Source organism: Pseudoalteromonas luteoviolacea (genome assembly GCF_001750165.1).
In the GTDB taxonomy this organism is placed as follows: Bacteria; Pseudomonadota; Gammaproteobacteria; order Enterobacterales; family Alteromonadaceae; genus Pseudoalteromonas; species Pseudoalteromonas luteoviolacea_G.
Genome location: NZ_CP015411.1, coordinates 1,251,862 through 1,268,065, shown reverse-complemented (window position 1 = coordinate 1,268,065; position 16,204 = coordinate 1,251,862). Strand labels below are relative to the sequence as shown.

Genomic DNA, 16,204 nt, shown 5'->3' with positions numbered 1-16,204 from the left:
GTATCAAAAAGGGTTACTGCTTTATTAGTGGTAGCCCTTGCGCCTGCCAACCCAACATATCCCCCTCCAAATGAAGCAGAGTAAAGCCGCGTTTAGTTAACTCATTCTCAAAAATATTCGCCCGCCTTCCCGAACGACAATAAACCACAAGTGTTTTATTTTTAAGCTCATTGAGTAGAAAGGACTGCGCTTCAATTTGGTCATATGGGATATTGATCGCCCCTTTAATATGACCGCCACTATATTCCTCTACTGTACGGACATCTATGATGGTATAAGGTGCATCAGACATCTGATTAACTAGCAGCTCACCAGCTTTAACACGTTGGAGATTTGCGTTCACCACCGCACTTAAAAACAACGATAATACAATCGAAAACTTTACAAAAACCACTTTCAATGTTTGCCCTGACATCCGCATCACCTCACTTTCTTCCCAAACTATTGACAAAATATAATACGTGATAAGCCTATATGGAAATGTAATTTAATTCGAACAAAGTTGGCTGTTTAAGATTTTATCGAAAAAATCAGATATTTTATAATATTCTATTTATATGATTTTTATAACAAAGTTAAATTTAGCATCGCCATATATTCGTCTACTAGCCTTTAGTCTAATACCGAAATTCCCAATACCGACTATTACTTACTGCACGTACGATTGGACAATTGGTTAGACAACTTACATTTATTAAAAATTGAGTTTTTAGTCTAATATTAAATTGTATTGTGACTCAGGTAGTCACCAATCGTGCCTGAAATACATACGAAATAATGAGTATTTGTCTTTTATATTAAACAAATTGGTTATTATTTCGTCACAATAGACATGAACAATAACGTTAGTTTTAACCCTTCACTGAATGCAAACAGCTTCAGTGATACGTGGCTTAGTTGTGCGGTTGTTTTGCCACTTTATGTTCGGAACAGCACATTATGGAAAATAAAAAAATAGCAGTAGTAACAGGCGCTTTAGGTGGTATAGGTACAGCGATCACACAAAAGCTAGTTGAAAATAATTACTTTGTTATTGCAGTCGCAAGCCCAAGACGTAACGAGGCAGATTTTGATAGCTGGTGCAATGAATCCAATATCAATCCGAAATTTGTTTCACCATTATTTTTAGATGTCACTGATGCGCAAGCATGTGGTGACAGCATTGAAACAATTATCGAAAGTCACGGCAGAATTGATGTGTTGGTAAACAATGCTGGCATTACACGTGATGCTTCATTTAAAAAAATGAATGCACAGCAATGGCACGACGTCATCGATACGAACTTGAATTCGATGTTCAATATGACTCAACCACTTTTTGCACATATGTGTGGCAATAAGTCAGGTCGAATCATCAACATTTCTAGCGTTAATGGTCAAAAAGGACAATTTGGTCAAGCAAACTATGCTGCAGCCAAAGCTGGAATGATTGGCTTTAGCAAATCGCTCGCTTATGAAGGTGCAAGAGCAGGTGTAACGGTTAATGTGGTGGCACCCGGATATACAGAAACACCGATGGTAGCGAAAATGCGTGAAGACGTATTAGAAAGCATTAAGGCGCAAGTACCAATGCAGCGACTGGCGACACCTTTGGAAGTTGCTGAAACAGTATGCTTTTTAGCATCTGATGGTGCCGCATACATTACAGGTGAGACACTGGCCTTAAATGGCGGCCTGTATATGAACTAAAAACTCAACGATACCATTTAGAAAAGGTAACTTTTCTGTAGTAGATGGGTATTGCATTTTAAAACGGATTATCTCTCAATAGGAAGCAAGCCATGTACAACGACTTTTTTAAATCAATCACAGAGCAAAGCGAAAAGTTTTTTTCACCTGCAATTCAGTTCAATCAACTTGTTGCAAAAAATATCGAGCAACTTGCGAAGATTCAACTAGATGCAGCGCATTCGTTCACAGAAACATCTGTTGAGCAACTTAAAACAGCGGCAGAAGTAAAAGACGTGAAGTCTTTCATCGACTTTAATGCTAGCCAGCTAAGTGCTGTTAATAAACTAAGCCAACAGCTTATCGAAGATGGTCAAAAGCTTACTCAACTAGGTCAAGAGTTTAAAGATAACCTAGAGACTATCTCAAACGAGACTGTTAAAGCGGCAAAAGTTTAAAGCGTTTATCAGCCTAGCTCAATTCGTATTGAGCTAGGCTGATCTGCATTATTCTATGCAATTACCACTGACAAGCTTATTTATTTCGTCATCAAGACTGTGAGTATGAGTACTCGAGAACATATGTGCCAATAAACAACGTCGACTCAAACTCTCTTTTAAAGGTTTGTTCAGCACATGCAGCGCAGCTTTTAAAGCAATGACTCGTCTGTCACACCTCCTATTAGGAAGCATAAAATGGATACCGACAATAAAGATTTTACTCAGACCATGACCGCTTGGTGGCAGTATAATCAAGATCTCTACAGTATTTTCTCTCAAAATCTTTTTAATAATAGTCCGGTTCAAAAAGCGCTCAATGAGCAAAGCGCTGAAGACTTTGGTCAGTGGGCTAAAGAGATCACTAAACAGCCAGAGCTATTCGCAAAACAACAAATTAACTGGTGGCAAGAACAATTAAAAATTGTTCAACAAACTTGGGAGCAAACGCTCAACGCATCTAGCGAAGAGGTTATTTCAACAGAGCGAGGCGACAAACGCTTTCTCGCTGACGAGTGGCAAGATAACCCTTGGTTCAGCTATATCAAACAGAGCTACTTGCTGTTTGGTCAGTCACTATTAGACTCCATTCGTCAAACACCAGGGTTAGATGAAAAGCTCAAAGAAAGGCTGGAGTTTTTTGCTCGACAAGTTATAAATTCAATTTCTCCCAGTAACTTTATTACCACAAACCCTGAATTGTTGAAATTAACCATCGAGTCTGAAGGACAAAATCTAATTAATGGACTTGAGCTATTCAAGAAAGATATGGCAAAAAGTGGGGACATGCTTAGGATCAGCATGACCAGTGAAAATGCATATGAGTTGGGTAAAGATCTTGCTACAACACCGGGCAGAGTCGTGTTCCAAAACCATTTATTTGAGCTGATCCAGTATACAGCAACAACCAAACAAGTGCACAAGACACCTTTGCTATTTGTACCGCCATATGTAAATAAGTACTACATATTAGATTTAAAAGAAGAGAATTCTTACGTAAAGTGGGCTGTAGACAATGGCCATACTGTATTTATGATTTCATGGAAAAATCCAGATCCAAGCATGGCGGAAGTGGGATTTGAAGATTATGTTGTCGATGGTGTCATAGCAGCTTTAGACGAAATAGAAAAGCAAACTGGTGAAGCTTATGTCAATGCCATTGGCTATTGCATAGCAGGTACGCTCGTTGCAACTGCCATGGCGTATTTTACTTCTAAACGTATGAAGCAAAAAATTAAAAGCGCAACTTTATTAACAACGTTATTAGACTTCTCACAACCTGGTGAGCTTGGTGTATTTGTCAACGAAGGCACTATATCAGCACTAGAAGCATATAACCTGCAAAATGGTGTCATGCATGGGCATCTATTGGGTGTCTCATTCAGTATGCTCAGAGAAAATAGCCTTTATTGGAATTATTATGTGAATAATTACCTCAAAGGCCAACCACCAATGGACTTAGACCTGCTGTACTGGAATGGCGACAGTACAAACCTAACCGCTAAGTGCCATAACTTTATGTTGCGAGACCTATATCTGGAAAATAAATTAATCGCCACAAAAGAAGTCGACGTTCGAGGCACAAAGATAGACTTGGCTAAAGTCAAACAGCCTATCTATGCTTTATCTACACGAGATGACCATATTGCTCTGTGGCAGGCCACATTTAAGGGATTCCAATATACCAGCTCTAAAACGACATTTGTATTAGGTGAGTCCGGCCATATTGCAGGTGTCATCAACCCACCTAAAGCAAATAAATACGGTTTTTGGTCGGGCCCCGCGCCACAAGGCGACGCCAATGCATGGCTTGAAAAAGCAGATCATACTAAGGGCTCTTGGTGGGGTCATTGGGCTAAATGGATAACCCAATTCACGGATGAAAAAGTACCTGCTCGCGCTGTTAAAACTAAAGCTAATCCGGGTATTTACGACGCGCCTGGGGAATATGTAAAAGCAAGGTTGTGATAATTTGAATAGGTAAAGAGTCCACTCTTTACCTATTACTTTACTGTGATGAATACTGAGTTGATAAATTAAGTATTTGACGGTCTGAAATAGCAGGAAAGTCCTCTCTTTCACTATATTTCTCGTAAAGAGACATAAATACTTTAACTTTGGCAATACTATCTAATGCACTTAAAAACTGAACACTCGTATGGTGGGTACCTGGTGTAATATTCCCTCTGCAACATGTTTGATAAATCGCTAAAAGTTTAGCTAAGTTATATTGACTACCCGCGACTTTCAACCGCTCCTCAGCCTCAATAAAAAATGCGACACCGCTCCAATAGACTCTTTGATACGCACGCAGCTGCCACATATTCTCAGCCACGTTTGATAGCCTCCCCTTAAACTTTGCCGTGGCTGCTTCACCACGGTCTAGGCCCTCAGTAACACGCTGCACAAAGTTCCTCTTGGAGAGGATACCAGCCTGTAGCATTACAATATTTTGTAAGTAGGTTGCCAACCCTTCACCTAGCCAACTATCACCATAGCCAAAAAAGGGATGATACAAATGTACAAATTCATGATACAGCGTCCAATCCACTTTTAGCTGAGTCAGTGAAGCATGTTTGTTGATATGTAAGGTAATGCCATCGTGTTCGCCACGAGATACCTCTCCCCAGGGTACCGGCTCGCTGACATGTTCATTAAGATGAATAAATACAGGTACAATAGGCTGTTGTAGGTCAGTCAGTGTCGAAGCGGTTTGCTTTAAACCATACTCCAGCCAATTTTTCACTTTTTCAACGGTGTGTTTGTTAGGTGTTTGACCGTGTTGCCACACAATCTCTATATCAGCACCGAAGACGGATAAACTAAAACTCGCTAGACATATCACAAAACCACAACGACATATTTGCCTCATATACACTCTTTGAAGCGATCAATTCAACATGCCCAATTATAGCGCCATTTGTAAGCCATCGTAGGAAGCTTCTGTATGTGAACCTTTATTAATCGTGAAGTGTTTACCACCAAAGCGGACTCTACCTCGCTTACGCTCAATGATCTGTTCAGCTAAACCTTTATCATCGACTAAATCAACAAACTGCTTGCGAGCACGGTGGATCTGTATGTTTATATGACTCTCACTTATCCCCAAGTCTTTTGAAAGCTGTGACACACTTACCCAACCTCGTTCATTTTCCTCATCAACAGCCGCTTCATCGCGCGCTTTATATCTAGCCAATAGCGCAGTTAAATAATGATGCGTTCTAATATCAAAATCTAACATTTCACCATTGTGATTTACCTTCAACTCAGTGATCTCTTCATCTAAGCTAATATCAAATACAAACTCAAGACTAGATTGATGTGCTTTGTCAATTGGCATTGTCGCTTCTTGTGAGGCAGCCTCAACCTGAAACAGATACCATAACTCATTAGCAACACATAGATTATCACTGTCAGTTAGAGATACAATTTTGCCACTCTCTAAGTGCTCATAGCACCAACAAAGCTTCTCATTGTCATAGAAAACGACTAACTCAGGGTTAGATTCTGACGGCAAGAAATGATATTTCTCTAGCGGAATAACTTCGTCCGGTTGTTCATTACAAGAAGGGATTAACAAATCTTTAGGCGGCGAAATTGAGTCAACAATAAATGTCTGCGGATGCATTTCAGAAAAGGTAATTTCATCATCCACTTTAAGGTGTATCGCTTGATTGTAGGCAATGCGTTGACCATTAAGCCATACACCATTTTTACTCAGATCACGCAGTTCCCAATCCTGACCATTATGTTCAATCACCGCATGAATACGTGAAATTTCAACGCCACTTATATGAGTATCAACAGAATAAGTCAGTCTGCCAAAGCGGTGAAACGCTTTTAAGTAGATAACATCAGAACAATCCTTTACTTTAAGCTTAGCCATGGGTTCACCTATTCCTAATTTGACACTCTATATTGCGAAAAATGATTAGAGAAAACACCCCTCTTTAATCACCTACATAGTGTAACCTCAATAACCTAACAAATACATTACGCTTCATTACACGATTAATACCCCTTTACCTATTACATGCAGTTCAATCAAGCGGTCTCTGGTAATCTCAATCAAAATTGCCTAAAGTTATCAATGGCTGCCTTAAAATAAACCATTATATAAATTATGTCGCGTCCCATGTTTGCACTACTAGTGTTTGTAATTACCCTGTGCCTACTTGTACCAGCCAGTGCAAATGGGAATGCAAAGCCGCGTGTCACAATCTTAGTAGATGATAGTTATCCACCCTATTCCTACGAAAGTAATGGCTATCTATATGGTATTTATATTGAACAAGTTAGACTTGCTGCGAGGCAGCTATCCGATCGTTACCAAGTCATTCTAGAGCCAATCCCCTGGAAACGAGGTGTAGCGGCAATGGAAAATGGCGAAGCATTTGCATTACTCCCCCCCTACATCCATAAGGATAAGCGACCTTATATTTGGCCATACTCTACTTCCCTCGGAGAAGAGGCGGTTGTTGCTTTTTGTAATCCTGGGATCACATTACAAAACATTCTTGCACGTTCACCTCAATACCCCCCAATTAACATTGGTATCAATGCTGGCTTTTTAATCCTTGATAAAGAACTCATAACAGCGAGAAAAAAGGGGTTGATTAAAATTTGGGAAAATAAAGATACACTCACCAATATCAAAAAGCTGTCCAAGTTTCGCCTAGATTGCTATGTGAACGATAGGCTGTCGACACTTATGGGGTTTGAGTCGGTAAAGCGAGAGCTTACAAATTTAAATGTCGAGCAATTTAAAGAAGACCGTATTGTATTAAGTCGTACTGCACACATAGGCTACACCAAAGATAATGGCGAGAAATTCCCATATAAATACGACTTTATTAAAAGAATGAATGAAGCATTACTGAGTGTACAACGGCAGATAAATGAATAAATGTCATTCAGTTCACTATGGTGAGAGGATACCCCGAAGGGCACCTCTCTACACGTACTAAAAGATGTGCTCTCAACGCATCCAAACTTTTATTTCAGCTAAACCATTGGACTGTAACAGTTGCAACTGAGATTCAACATTCTGACTTTGCTCAAACTCAAATGCATCCAACTCATCGTCAAATACCACAGTCCCAGCACCATCTCCACCGCTTCGCTTCACTTGATGAAGCGCAATATCGGCAAGGTTTACTGATGCTTCCCAGCCAATTACATGACCACCTAACATTTGTAGTGGATAGAATGACCAACCAACAGATACCGTCATTTTGGTTGATTTGCCATTTGGTAAAGTAAAATCAAACTCGCCGATAGCCTTGCACAACTCTTTGACATACTGGTCAACATCAGCGCATTGGAAGTCTCGTAATAGAAGTAAAAACTCATCACCACTCCAACGGGCGACATAGTCAGATCCTTGTGTCCGAGTATTAAGTAATGTCGCTAATTGTTGTAGACAGCTATCACCGCCAATAGGTCCGTTGGCATCGTTTATTTTACTGAACTTATCAATATTCAGGATCATTAATACAAGGCTCTTCCCTTGTGCCTTCAACGAGTTCGCATTACGCTGATAATGCTCAATATCCTTAGGTAACTGGTCAAATAAAAACCTGCGACTTTTCAATCCAGTCAACTCATCCGAATGACTTACTAGTTTTAACTGCGTATTCACTTTATTGAGTTTTTCATTCGCTTTTCTCAATTCAGTCGTACGCTCTGTAACCAACTCTTCTAACGCTGCTTGCTTACGCCTCTCTTGCGCTCTGAATACCCAAAATACTAGGTAGAACAAAAATATGAAGCCACACGTGATAATCAGTCTAAAAAACACTGTTTCATCAAAGCGACGCGGCAACGTGAGCTTAACCGCCTTAGAATGCGCCTCTTGCCAGTCTTCACCACGACGCTTTACTTCCAATTTAAATGTAAACTCACCGGGTGGTAAATTTGTGTAGATTGCTTCACGGCGGGCCAATGCATCGCGCCATTGGTCATCATGCCCTTCCAGTTTATATCTAAACTCAATACTTTGTGGAGCATAAAAATCAATCGCTGTGTAACGAATGGTCAAGTCTCTTTCGTTTGTATCAAGTATTATGCTCTCTACTATTTTGTTCGGTGTAAGCTCTCTCGTTGGCGTTGTGATCCCTTCAAAGCGTGGTTCAAGTTCACTGTCACTGAATAACTTTACACTTTTAGGAATACGCACCACACCTTGCAAACTGGGATATAATAAAACTTCATCAACTTCAACTACCGAGTCATGCCCAAGGCCTGTACAACATTGACTTGGCATTCCATCTAATTGGCGGTCGAAAGGGTTGATGACTTGCTCCACCTTCAGGTTCTCAATTTCTTGAGCAAACTGTTCTATTGACATGCGATATACGCCTTTCATAGAACTTACCCATATAAAATTTTGTTCTTTGTCGAAATGTAATGACAAAATAGGACCATAGGGTAACCCGTGGGAAGCATCTAATTGATACCAGTCGCCAGACTCAGTACGATAATATAACCCATCATAAAATGTGCCGACTAAAGTGGTATAATTTTCTACATGCAAGATACTGGTAACATAAGCAGTTTCTAACGATGTTTGTCCACCTATTTTTTCTATTCCTCGTTCGTTGTATTTATAAGCACCTTTGTCAGTACCAATAAAACCATAACGCGGAAAATCTACGACATAGGTAACAAACTGACTACCAAGGAAAGCATTGTAAGTGAAAGGCGTTAACCCATTATAATCGAGGCGATATAAGCCTCTACCTGTCCCGATCCAAAGTCCGCCTTGGTTAGAAGGGCTAATAGTAAATACTTGTGTCTGACGAAATTCCCGATTTGGTATGGCCAGTAACTGACCATTGTCATAAATGACCACACCACGGCCGGTGCCTAAATAAAGGCGACCATCCAAAAACTCCATATCATGGACTTCAACGCCTTTAAGTTGCGCAGGTGTAATAATTGGTTGATAATTATCATCTTGATCAAGCATACCCACCCCTTCTCGGGTGGCAACCCAGACATTACCTCTGGGTCCCATTGTCATTGCCGAAATTGCTTGTTTACCACGCAAACCAGCTTGAAAGCGCTCTACTCGACCTGAATGAGCAAGCCACAGACCTTCATTAATACTTGCCAACCATACATTGTTACTTTTGTCGATGAATAAGTCTGTAAACCAAATGCCTTGATCTAATTGAACCAAATCAACAGATTGCCACTCGCCACCACTTTCTTTATAAAGTAAACGACCATAGGTAGAGACCCATAATCCCCCTTGCTCATCACTCAAGAACTTATACACAGCGCTATTGCCAATTTCATCAAATCGACGTAGGACTTCATCAAAGTCGAGGAAAAAAGCCCCTAGTTGGGATGCCAAAAAGAGCTTGCCATCCACCCAAGCAAGATCGTGTATATTGGTTTGTGCAAGCTGTCTTGGTAGAGAGATTTTGCTTGATAACTCTAATCGCATACCATTAGAGCCAACAAATTGAGCCTCTCCTATGCGCAATAGATGGCGCTCATTAACAACCCAAATACCATCTGGAGAAGGAGCCATTTTTGTCACTGCACCAACTATCTGGCTGATGTGAGTGAGCGACAATTTACTGTCGTCTAAGTTGTTTTTATCCAACATTAAACGCTTTGCAGAAATGTAATAAAGCCCATTTGCAGCGACCCAAATATTTCCGCTGTTGTCCTCAATAATATCCTTAACATCAGCTTGAATTTTGAATTTCTGCGCTTTCATAGTTTGTGGATCTATGCGCAATACGCCTCGTCGCGTACCTACCCACAACATGCCAAAGCGATCAACCACAAGTTTATTGATCGCGTTACTTACCAAGAAGTTCGTATTTTGAGTATTAAAGTTGACGAACTGATGTCCATCGAAGCGACTCAGACCAAATTGTGTTCCGAGCCAAATATAGCCTTGCTGATCTTGCACCACACTTTTAATACTCTGTGATGGTAAATCATTTTGCATATTCCACTGTTTTACAACATAGTCGTTAATCGCTGCATTCACATTGAATACAACCGCCATAATTAACAGTAGGAAAAACTTGTGCATAGATTCCCTCTTTCTCAACTTTAATTTAGCCGCCTAGGACCCCTGTTTTAAACAAAGCTTGAATACAAATCAATGAAAAAATACCTGCCAATACATCATCGGCCATGATCCCACGACCACCATGTAACTTCTTGTCTAACATTCTAATCGGGCCAGGTTTCGCAATATCAAAAAAGCGAAACAGCAAAAAGCCCACCAACAATGACTGCCAGTTGATTGCGGCGCCTATCATCGTAATATAAAAACCAACGACTTCATCCCACACTATGGCTGGATGATCATGAACATTTACGTCGCGTGCAGTTTTGCCACAAACCCAAACACCAAAAATTGTCATGAGAATCGCGAGACTAACTTGAAACCAAATTGGTAAAGTCATCGTAGCAAATATGAAAGGTAATGCAGCTAAGGTCCCAACTGTACCTGGGGCTTTAGGCGCAAGGCCTGTACCAAACCCCAATGCAAAAAACTGATGTGGGCGTTTGAGATTGAATTTTAACGACTTATCCAAGCTCGCTCCTAATTAAAGTGTTCATAGCCAGCTTGCTCTTTAATAGAGTACTTCTCGCCATCTTTGTAAAGCTCTACAGAGCCAAGTGTATTTGTTACTTGCCCTATGCATGTTGCTTCAACACCATACTGCATTAACCTTGCTTCGACGGCACTTCTGTTATTGTCATTTACTGTAAAAAGTAATTGATAATCATCACCGTATGACAAACTCAGCATCTCTCTCAGTGCTGTGTCTTCTAACGCTCGTAAATCATCAGAAATTGGCACCTTATCGATATCGATATCAGCCCCAACCATTGAACGATCAACAATATGCTGAAGATCAGCAAGTAAGCCGTCAGAGATATCAATACAGGAAGTCGCAAGGCCTCTTAAAACCTGCCCTGCCGCAACGTGAGGTTTTGGATAGTGTAGCTTTTCGACTACGCGCTTATGTTGCTCAGAACTGAGTTCAATGCCGCGTTTACGCGACTCAATCGCTAAAGCAGCGTCACCTACAGGCCCAGTAATATATATCCAATCGCCAACGTTGGCACCAGAACGTGTTAAAGATTTACCCTTTGGAATGATGCCTTTGGCGCAAATCGTGATGGTTAAAGGTCCTTGTGTGGTGTCTCCACCTATCAGCTGCACATTGTAGTATTCAGCAATTTCGTGCAACCCTTCGGTAAACTCCTCCAACCAAGCCATATCTACATTAGGTAAAGTGAGTCCAATAGATATCCATGTGGGCTCAGCCCCCATTGCGGCAAGATCACTGAGGTTTACCGCTAACACGCGATGACCTAACGCTCTGGCAGGAATGTCGGAGAAAAAGTGTACACCTTCAACTAAGGTGTCTGTGGTTACTGCAAGTTGACAGTTCTCGGGAATATCAACAACAGCACAATCATCACCAATACCAACGGCAACATCACGGCGAGTTATGCCTCTGCCTTTGAAGTAATGATTAATTAACTCAAATTCCTTCATACATTAAAAAAGCCGGCCAACGCCGGCTCTCCTCATGATTCTGCTTATTTGCGGATTTTCTTAACTGCTTTGTCCAACACGCCATTTACAAATTTATGGCTGTCTTCTGCACCAAACATTTTGGCCAGTTCAATCCCTTCGTTGATAGCCACTTTATATGGCACATCTTCACGGAACTTAAGCTCATACGCACTGACGCGTAAAGTCGCTAATTCAACCATATCTAAGTCGTCAAATGGACGAGATAGGTGAGGCTGAATCGCTTCATCCAACTGTTTATGGTTTACTGCAACACCACGTGCTAAATCTTTAAAATACTCCACATCTACTTTTGATACGTCGTTTTCGATTAGCATTTGCTGTTCAATATCAGCAATAGGGTTGCCACTTAACTGCCATGAGTAGACAGCTTGCAATGCAAGCACACGCGCTTTACGTCTAGCTGCTGGTTTCACTTAGATTCCTCTTAAATTTGCTCAAGTACGTTAACCATTTCTAGAGCACCAAGTGCAGCTTCGCCACCCTTGTTACCCATTTTAGTTCCCGCACGTTCGATAGCTTGCTCAATACTTTCTGTCGTCAATACACCAAAAGCAACTGGAATATCGTAGTCTAATGAAACGCATGCTAGTCCTTTATTAGATTCGTTAGCAACCAAATCAAAGTGTGGTGTACCACCACGAATAATAACGCCTAGCGCGATAATAGCATCATGCTCTTTTTTCATTGCAACACGTTTAGCTGCAAGAGGTAACTCAACTGCACCTGGCACATATACCACTGTGATGTCTTCATCTTTTACGCCGCCTGTGCGTTTAAGTTCATCTACTGCACCTTCTAGTAAGCTGCTGCCGATGAAATCGTTAAAACGAGAAATGACAATGGCAAATTTTTTACCTGGTGCGAACTTGTTACCTTCAATTATTTTCATTAGATGATTCCTGATCAGTATTAGCAATAGCCAAATTGACGCGCATAATAGCACATCTTAAAGAAAAACACCTACTGTCCAACCAGACAGTAGGTGTAAAAAGTGATGACCGAGATTATTTCGGCTCTACATAATCGACAACTTCTAAGTGGAAGCCCGAAAGTGCGTGATATTTCTTCGGCAAACTCATAAGGCGCATTTTCTGAATGCCTAAGTCAGCTAGAATTTGAGAGCCCACGCCAACTGTACGAGAAGTCCCTTGAAACTTACGGTAATTGATTTTTTCACCTTGGTCTTCGGCAGCAAATGCCTTAACTAACTGTTCTAAATCTTCAGTTTGCTCGCTCTTACCTAAAATAACTAGCGCCCCTTCATTTTCAGAAATGTGCTTCATTGCGCCATGAAGTGTCCAGCTACGATCTGCACTTCTATCAGACAATAAAATATCATTAAAGGTGCTTTGTAAATGAACACGTACTAGCGTTGGTTCATTTTCTTTCACTTCGCCTTTAAGAAGCACATAGTGAAGTTGATTATCGATAGTGTCTTTATATGTAACTAAATCAAACTCACCAAACTCTGTTGGTAACTTACACTTAGCTACTCTTTCTATCGTAGTTTCGTTCAAGTTCCTATATTCAATTAAATCAGCAATAGTACCAATTTTAATATTGTGTTCTTTTGCAAATACCTCTAGTTCAGGGCGCCTTGCCATCGTGCCATCAGGGTTTAAGATCTCTACAATCACTGATGAAGGCTCAAGGCCTGCCAAACGAGCCAAATCACAACCCGCCTCAGTATGACCCGCTCGAGTCAAGACACCACCTGGTTGCGCCATAATAGGGAAAATATGACCCGGCTGAACAATATCTTCAGGCACCGCGCCTTTAGCAACTGCGGCTTGCACTGTTCTTGCCCTATCTGCTGCTGAGATACCCGTTGTTACACCTTTAGCCGCTTCAATTGACATTGTAAAGTTAGTAGAAAACTGAGCGCCGTTATTTCTAACCATTAGCGGAAGGTCGAGTTGCTGACATCTCTCTTGCGTCATAGTTAAGCAAATAAGGCCACGGCCATAGGTCGCCATAAAATTAATCGCTTCGGACGTGATATGCTCTGCCGCGATGATTAAGTCGCCTTCATTTTCTCGATCTTCATCGTCCATCAAGATAACCATTTTACCGGCTTTAATGTCTTCGATGATTTCTTTTGCGCTGTTTAAGCTCATAATTTTCCCATTAATTACTTTGTTTGAATGGCCAATTACTTAATAAAGCCAGCTTGCGCCAACAAACTGGTTGTGAGAGTCGATTCACTTGGCGCGCTTTGATTGCCTTGCACTAAACGCTCCAAATATCTAGCAATTTGATCAACTTCTAAATTCACCAAAGTGCCAACTTTAAAGTCTGCTATTGTTGTTTCTTGTGCTGTGTGAGGCACGATGGTAAGTTTAAACTTACTTTCTTCAATGGCATTGACAGTCAAACTGATCCCATCAATAGCCACCGAACCCTTATATGGAATATACTTCAACAATTCGCGAGGCGCCGATAGCCAATAATCAGTTGCGCGAGCGTTGGCCTCAACGGCTACAATGCTTGCAATACCATCCACGTGACCTGATACTAAGTGTCCACCAAGGCGAGATATTGGCTGCAGCGCTTTTTCCAAGTTAACCTTTTGACCAACTTTATATTCGCCAAATCGGGTAAGCGACAAAGTTTCATTTGATACGTCAGCCCTAAAGCCATCATTGAACTTTTCTACTACAGTCAAACACACACCATTTGTTGCAATACTGTCCCCAAGCGCGACATCAGACATATCCAAATTTTGCGATTGCACTTTAACGCTCAAATCGCCTTGCTTTAAGGTCAGTTCGGTCAATGTGCCGGTTGCTTCAATAATACCTGTAAACATATTTACTCTTATTTCTTGATCGCACTAATGCGGATATCTGTGCCAACTTGGACACTCTCAATTATTTCTAGTTCGGGAATTTGATCCATCTCGGTCAATACCGAGCTGTTAAACAATCCTCTACCACCTTCACCAATAATTTTGGGTGCCATGTATATGATATATTCATCTATTAAATTTTGTTGATGCATTGCACCACACAAAGTAGCACCGGCTTCCAACCATACTTGGTTAAAGTTTTGCGCTGCCAAAAATATCATCGCAGCATGTAAATCTAATTTACCTGCTACCTCAGGCAAGCAGACTTGCTCTACGAAATGAGGCCATTGATGCTGATTATCAAGTTTGGTACGTAAAATAATGATTTTAGAGTCATGACTAAATAATTTTAGCGTCGGGTGTAACCGATTTTGAGTATCAATAATTACACGGACAGGCTGGCGCAATTGAGTCAGTAACTCTACTTTACCACAATCACTAAATTCATCGGCCCGCACATTTAGTTTAGCATCGTCAACCAATACCGTATCTGCACCGGATAAAATTGCACAGCTCTGTGCACGAAAGCTTTGTACATCTTGTCTAGCCTGGGGCCCAGTGATCCACTTACTCTGTCCATTTTGTAGTGCTGTTTTTCCATCCAAGCTAGCTGCAAGCTTTGCAATAACGTAAGGCTTACCGGTTTCCATTCTTTTTAGAAACCCTTTATTCAACGCACGCGCAGCGCCTTCCATTAATCCAAAAGCAGTTTCAATGCCCGCTTCTTCGAGCATTCTAAGGCCATTGCCAGCAACTTGTGGGTTGGGGTCAACCATGGCACACACAACTCTTGCTACACCAGCATCAATTAAGCCTTTTGCACAAGGCGGTGTACGACCATAATGGCTGCATGGCTCCAGCGTTACGTAGGCTGTGGCACCTTGAGTATTGCCAGCAGCTTCTCTGAGTGCATGCACCTCAGCATGAGGACCACCTGCTTGGATATGAAAACCCTTACCAATGATCTCGCCCTCTTTAACAATAACGCAGCCTACATTGGGATTTGGTGTTGTTGTGTATTGCCCTTGCTTTGCAAGTTCAATGGCCATTGCCATATAGTTATGATCAACCTGCGTAAAGTCCATTAATCACCCAATCTTGCGATTTCTTCACCAAACTCTTTAATGTCTTCAAAACTGCGATAAACAGAAGCAAATCGAACGTACGCAACTTTATCGAGTTTTTTTAGTGCCTCCATAATGCATTCGCCGATCATTTTACTATTCACTTCGCGCTCACCAGTTGAGCGGATCTGTGATTTGATTTGATGAACAACCTCTTCAACTTGTTCTGTACTGACGGGGCGCTTTTCTAACGCACGATGTAAACCATTGAGCAACTTATCTTCGTTAAAGGGCTCTCGCGTGCCATCTTGTTTAATCACTCTGGGCATTAATAGTTCTGCCCCTTCAAACGTGGTGAAACGCTCATGACAAACTATACACTCGCGACGGCGTCGTACTTGATGACCTGAAGCCACCAAACGCGAATCAATAACTTTAGTATCTTTTGCCGTACAAAAAGGACAATGCATATATTCTCACTGTTGGGTAATATTTTTATATGCTGCGTTTAATTATCTTCGAAACCAAAACATAACTGGTGCAT

16 protein-coding genes are annotated in these 16,204 nt (G+C 41.1%); 4 read left to right on the top strand and 12 right to left on the bottom strand.

The window, feature by feature from the left end:
• Positions 1 to 13 precede the first annotated feature (13 nt).
• On the bottom strand, positions 14 to 415 hold the full coding sequence (locus S4054249_RS05540; protein ID WP_046356669.1) for a rhodanese-like domain-containing protein: 402 nt from the start codon (positions 413 to 415) through the stop codon (positions 14 to 16).
• Between the two features lie 524 nt (positions 416 to 939).
• Between S4054249_RS05540 and S4054249_RS05535 the strand changes: the two genes are divergently transcribed.
• The 3 genes from S4054249_RS05535 to phaC all read left to right on the top strand — a co-directional run bounded on the left by S4054249_RS05535 (position 940) and on the right by phaC (position 4,133).
• Complete coding sequence (locus tag S4054249_RS05535) at positions 940 to 1,689, top strand: SDR family oxidoreductase (protein WP_046356670.1); 750 nt, start codon at positions 940 to 942, stop codon at positions 1,687 to 1,689.
• Between the two features lie 92 nt (positions 1,690 to 1,781).
• On the top strand, positions 1,782 to 2,126 hold the full coding sequence (locus S4054249_RS05530; RefSeq protein ID WP_039611615.1) for a phasin family protein: 345 nt from the start codon (positions 1,782 to 1,784) through the stop codon (positions 2,124 to 2,126).
• Positions 2,127 to 2,363: 237 nt separating this feature from the next.
• Positions 2,364 to 4,133 carry a class I poly(R)-hydroxyalkanoic acid synthase gene (gene phaC, locus S4054249_RS05525; protein WP_046356671.1) on the top strand — a complete coding sequence of 590 codons (1,770 nt, stop codon included), beginning with the start codon at positions 2,364 to 2,366 and terminating at the stop codon, positions 4,131 to 4,133.
• A gap of 40 nt (positions 4,134 to 4,173) precedes the next feature.
• Here the strand turns inward: phaC and S4054249_RS05520 are convergent, their stop codons facing one another.
• Both S4054249_RS05520 and S4054249_RS05515 read right to left on the bottom strand, forming a co-directional pair.
• A complete protein-coding gene (locus S4054249_RS05520; RefSeq protein WP_046356672.1) occupies positions 4,174 to 5,037 on the bottom strand; it encodes a hypothetical protein in 864 nt (287 codons plus the stop codon).
• A gap of 36 nt (positions 5,038 to 5,073) precedes the next feature.
• Entirely contained in the window at positions 5,074 to 6,051 is a 978-nt protein-coding gene (locus S4054249_RS05515) for an FHA domain-containing protein (protein ID WP_046356673.1), read from the bottom strand.
• Between the two features lie 249 nt (positions 6,052 to 6,300).
• On the opposite strand from S4054249_RS05515, the gene S4054249_RS05510 reads away from it, so the two are divergent.
• Positions 6,301 to 7,071, top strand: coding sequence for a transporter substrate-binding domain-containing protein (locus S4054249_RS05510; RefSeq protein WP_046356674.1), 771 nt, complete (start codon positions 6,301 to 6,303; stop codon positions 7,069 to 7,071).
• Positions 7,072 to 7,143: 72 nt separating this feature from the next.
• Here S4054249_RS05510 and S4054249_RS05505 read toward each other — a convergent pair whose 3' ends face one another.
• The 9 genes from S4054249_RS05505 to nrdR form a co-directional block, all read right to left on the bottom strand.
• Positions 7,144 to 10,221, bottom strand: coding sequence for a ligand-binding sensor domain-containing diguanylate cyclase (locus S4054249_RS05505; protein ID WP_046356675.1), 3,078 nt, complete (start codon positions 10,219 to 10,221; stop codon positions 7,144 to 7,146).
• Between the two features lie 25 nt (positions 10,222 to 10,246).
• On the bottom strand, positions 10,247 to 10,732 hold the full coding sequence (locus S4054249_RS05500; RefSeq protein ID WP_046356676.1) for a phosphatidylglycerophosphatase A family protein: 486 nt from the start codon (positions 10,730 to 10,732) through the stop codon (positions 10,247 to 10,249).
• Positions 10,733 to 10,740: 8 nt separating this feature from the next.
• A complete protein-coding gene (thiL, locus tag S4054249_RS05495; RefSeq protein WP_046356677.1) occupies positions 10,741 to 11,706 on the bottom strand; it encodes a thiamine-phosphate kinase in 966 nt (321 codons plus the stop codon).
• Positions 11,707 to 11,750: 44 nt separating this feature from the next.
• Complete coding sequence (gene nusB, locus S4054249_RS05490) at positions 11,751 to 12,161, bottom strand: transcription antitermination factor NusB (protein WP_046356678.1); 411 nt, start codon at positions 12,159 to 12,161, stop codon at positions 11,751 to 11,753.
• Positions 12,162 to 12,172: 11 nt separating this feature from the next.
• Positions 12,173 to 12,637: a 6,7-dimethyl-8-ribityllumazine synthase gene (gene ribH / locus S4054249_RS05485; protein ID WP_039611622.1), complete on the bottom strand. Its 465-nt coding sequence runs from the start codon at positions 12,635 to 12,637 to the stop codon at positions 12,173 to 12,175.
• A 115-nt stretch (positions 12,638 to 12,752) separates the two neighbouring features.
• Positions 12,753 to 13,865 carry a bifunctional 3,4-dihydroxy-2-butanone-4-phosphate synthase/GTP cyclohydrolase II gene (ribBA, locus tag S4054249_RS05480; RefSeq protein ID WP_046356679.1) on the bottom strand — a complete coding sequence of 371 codons (1,113 nt, stop codon included), beginning with the start codon at positions 13,863 to 13,865 and terminating at the stop codon, positions 12,753 to 12,755.
• Between the two features lie 35 nt (positions 13,866 to 13,900).
• The gene (locus S4054249_RS05475; protein ID WP_046356680.1) at positions 13,901 to 14,557 is read right to left on the bottom strand and encodes a riboflavin synthase; all 657 of its coding nucleotides are present in this window, start codon (positions 14,555 to 14,557) and stop codon (positions 13,901 to 13,903) included.
• 8 nt (positions 14,558 to 14,565) lie between these two features.
• The gene (gene ribD, locus S4054249_RS05470; protein ID WP_046356681.1) at positions 14,566 to 15,681 is read right to left on the bottom strand and encodes a bifunctional diaminohydroxyphosphoribosylaminopyrimidine deaminase/5-amino-6-(5-phosphoribosylamino)uracil reductase RibD; all 1,116 of its coding nucleotides are present in this window, start codon (positions 15,679 to 15,681) and stop codon (positions 14,566 to 14,568) included.
• Positions 15,681 to 16,130 carry a transcriptional regulator NrdR gene (gene nrdR / locus S4054249_RS05465; RefSeq protein ID WP_046356682.1) on the bottom strand — a complete coding sequence of 150 codons (450 nt, stop codon included), beginning with the start codon at positions 16,128 to 16,130 and terminating at the stop codon, positions 15,681 to 15,683. The genes ribD and nrdR overlap by 1 nt, the downstream gene beginning before the upstream one ends.
• Positions 16,131 to 16,204: the final 74 nt, after the last annotated feature.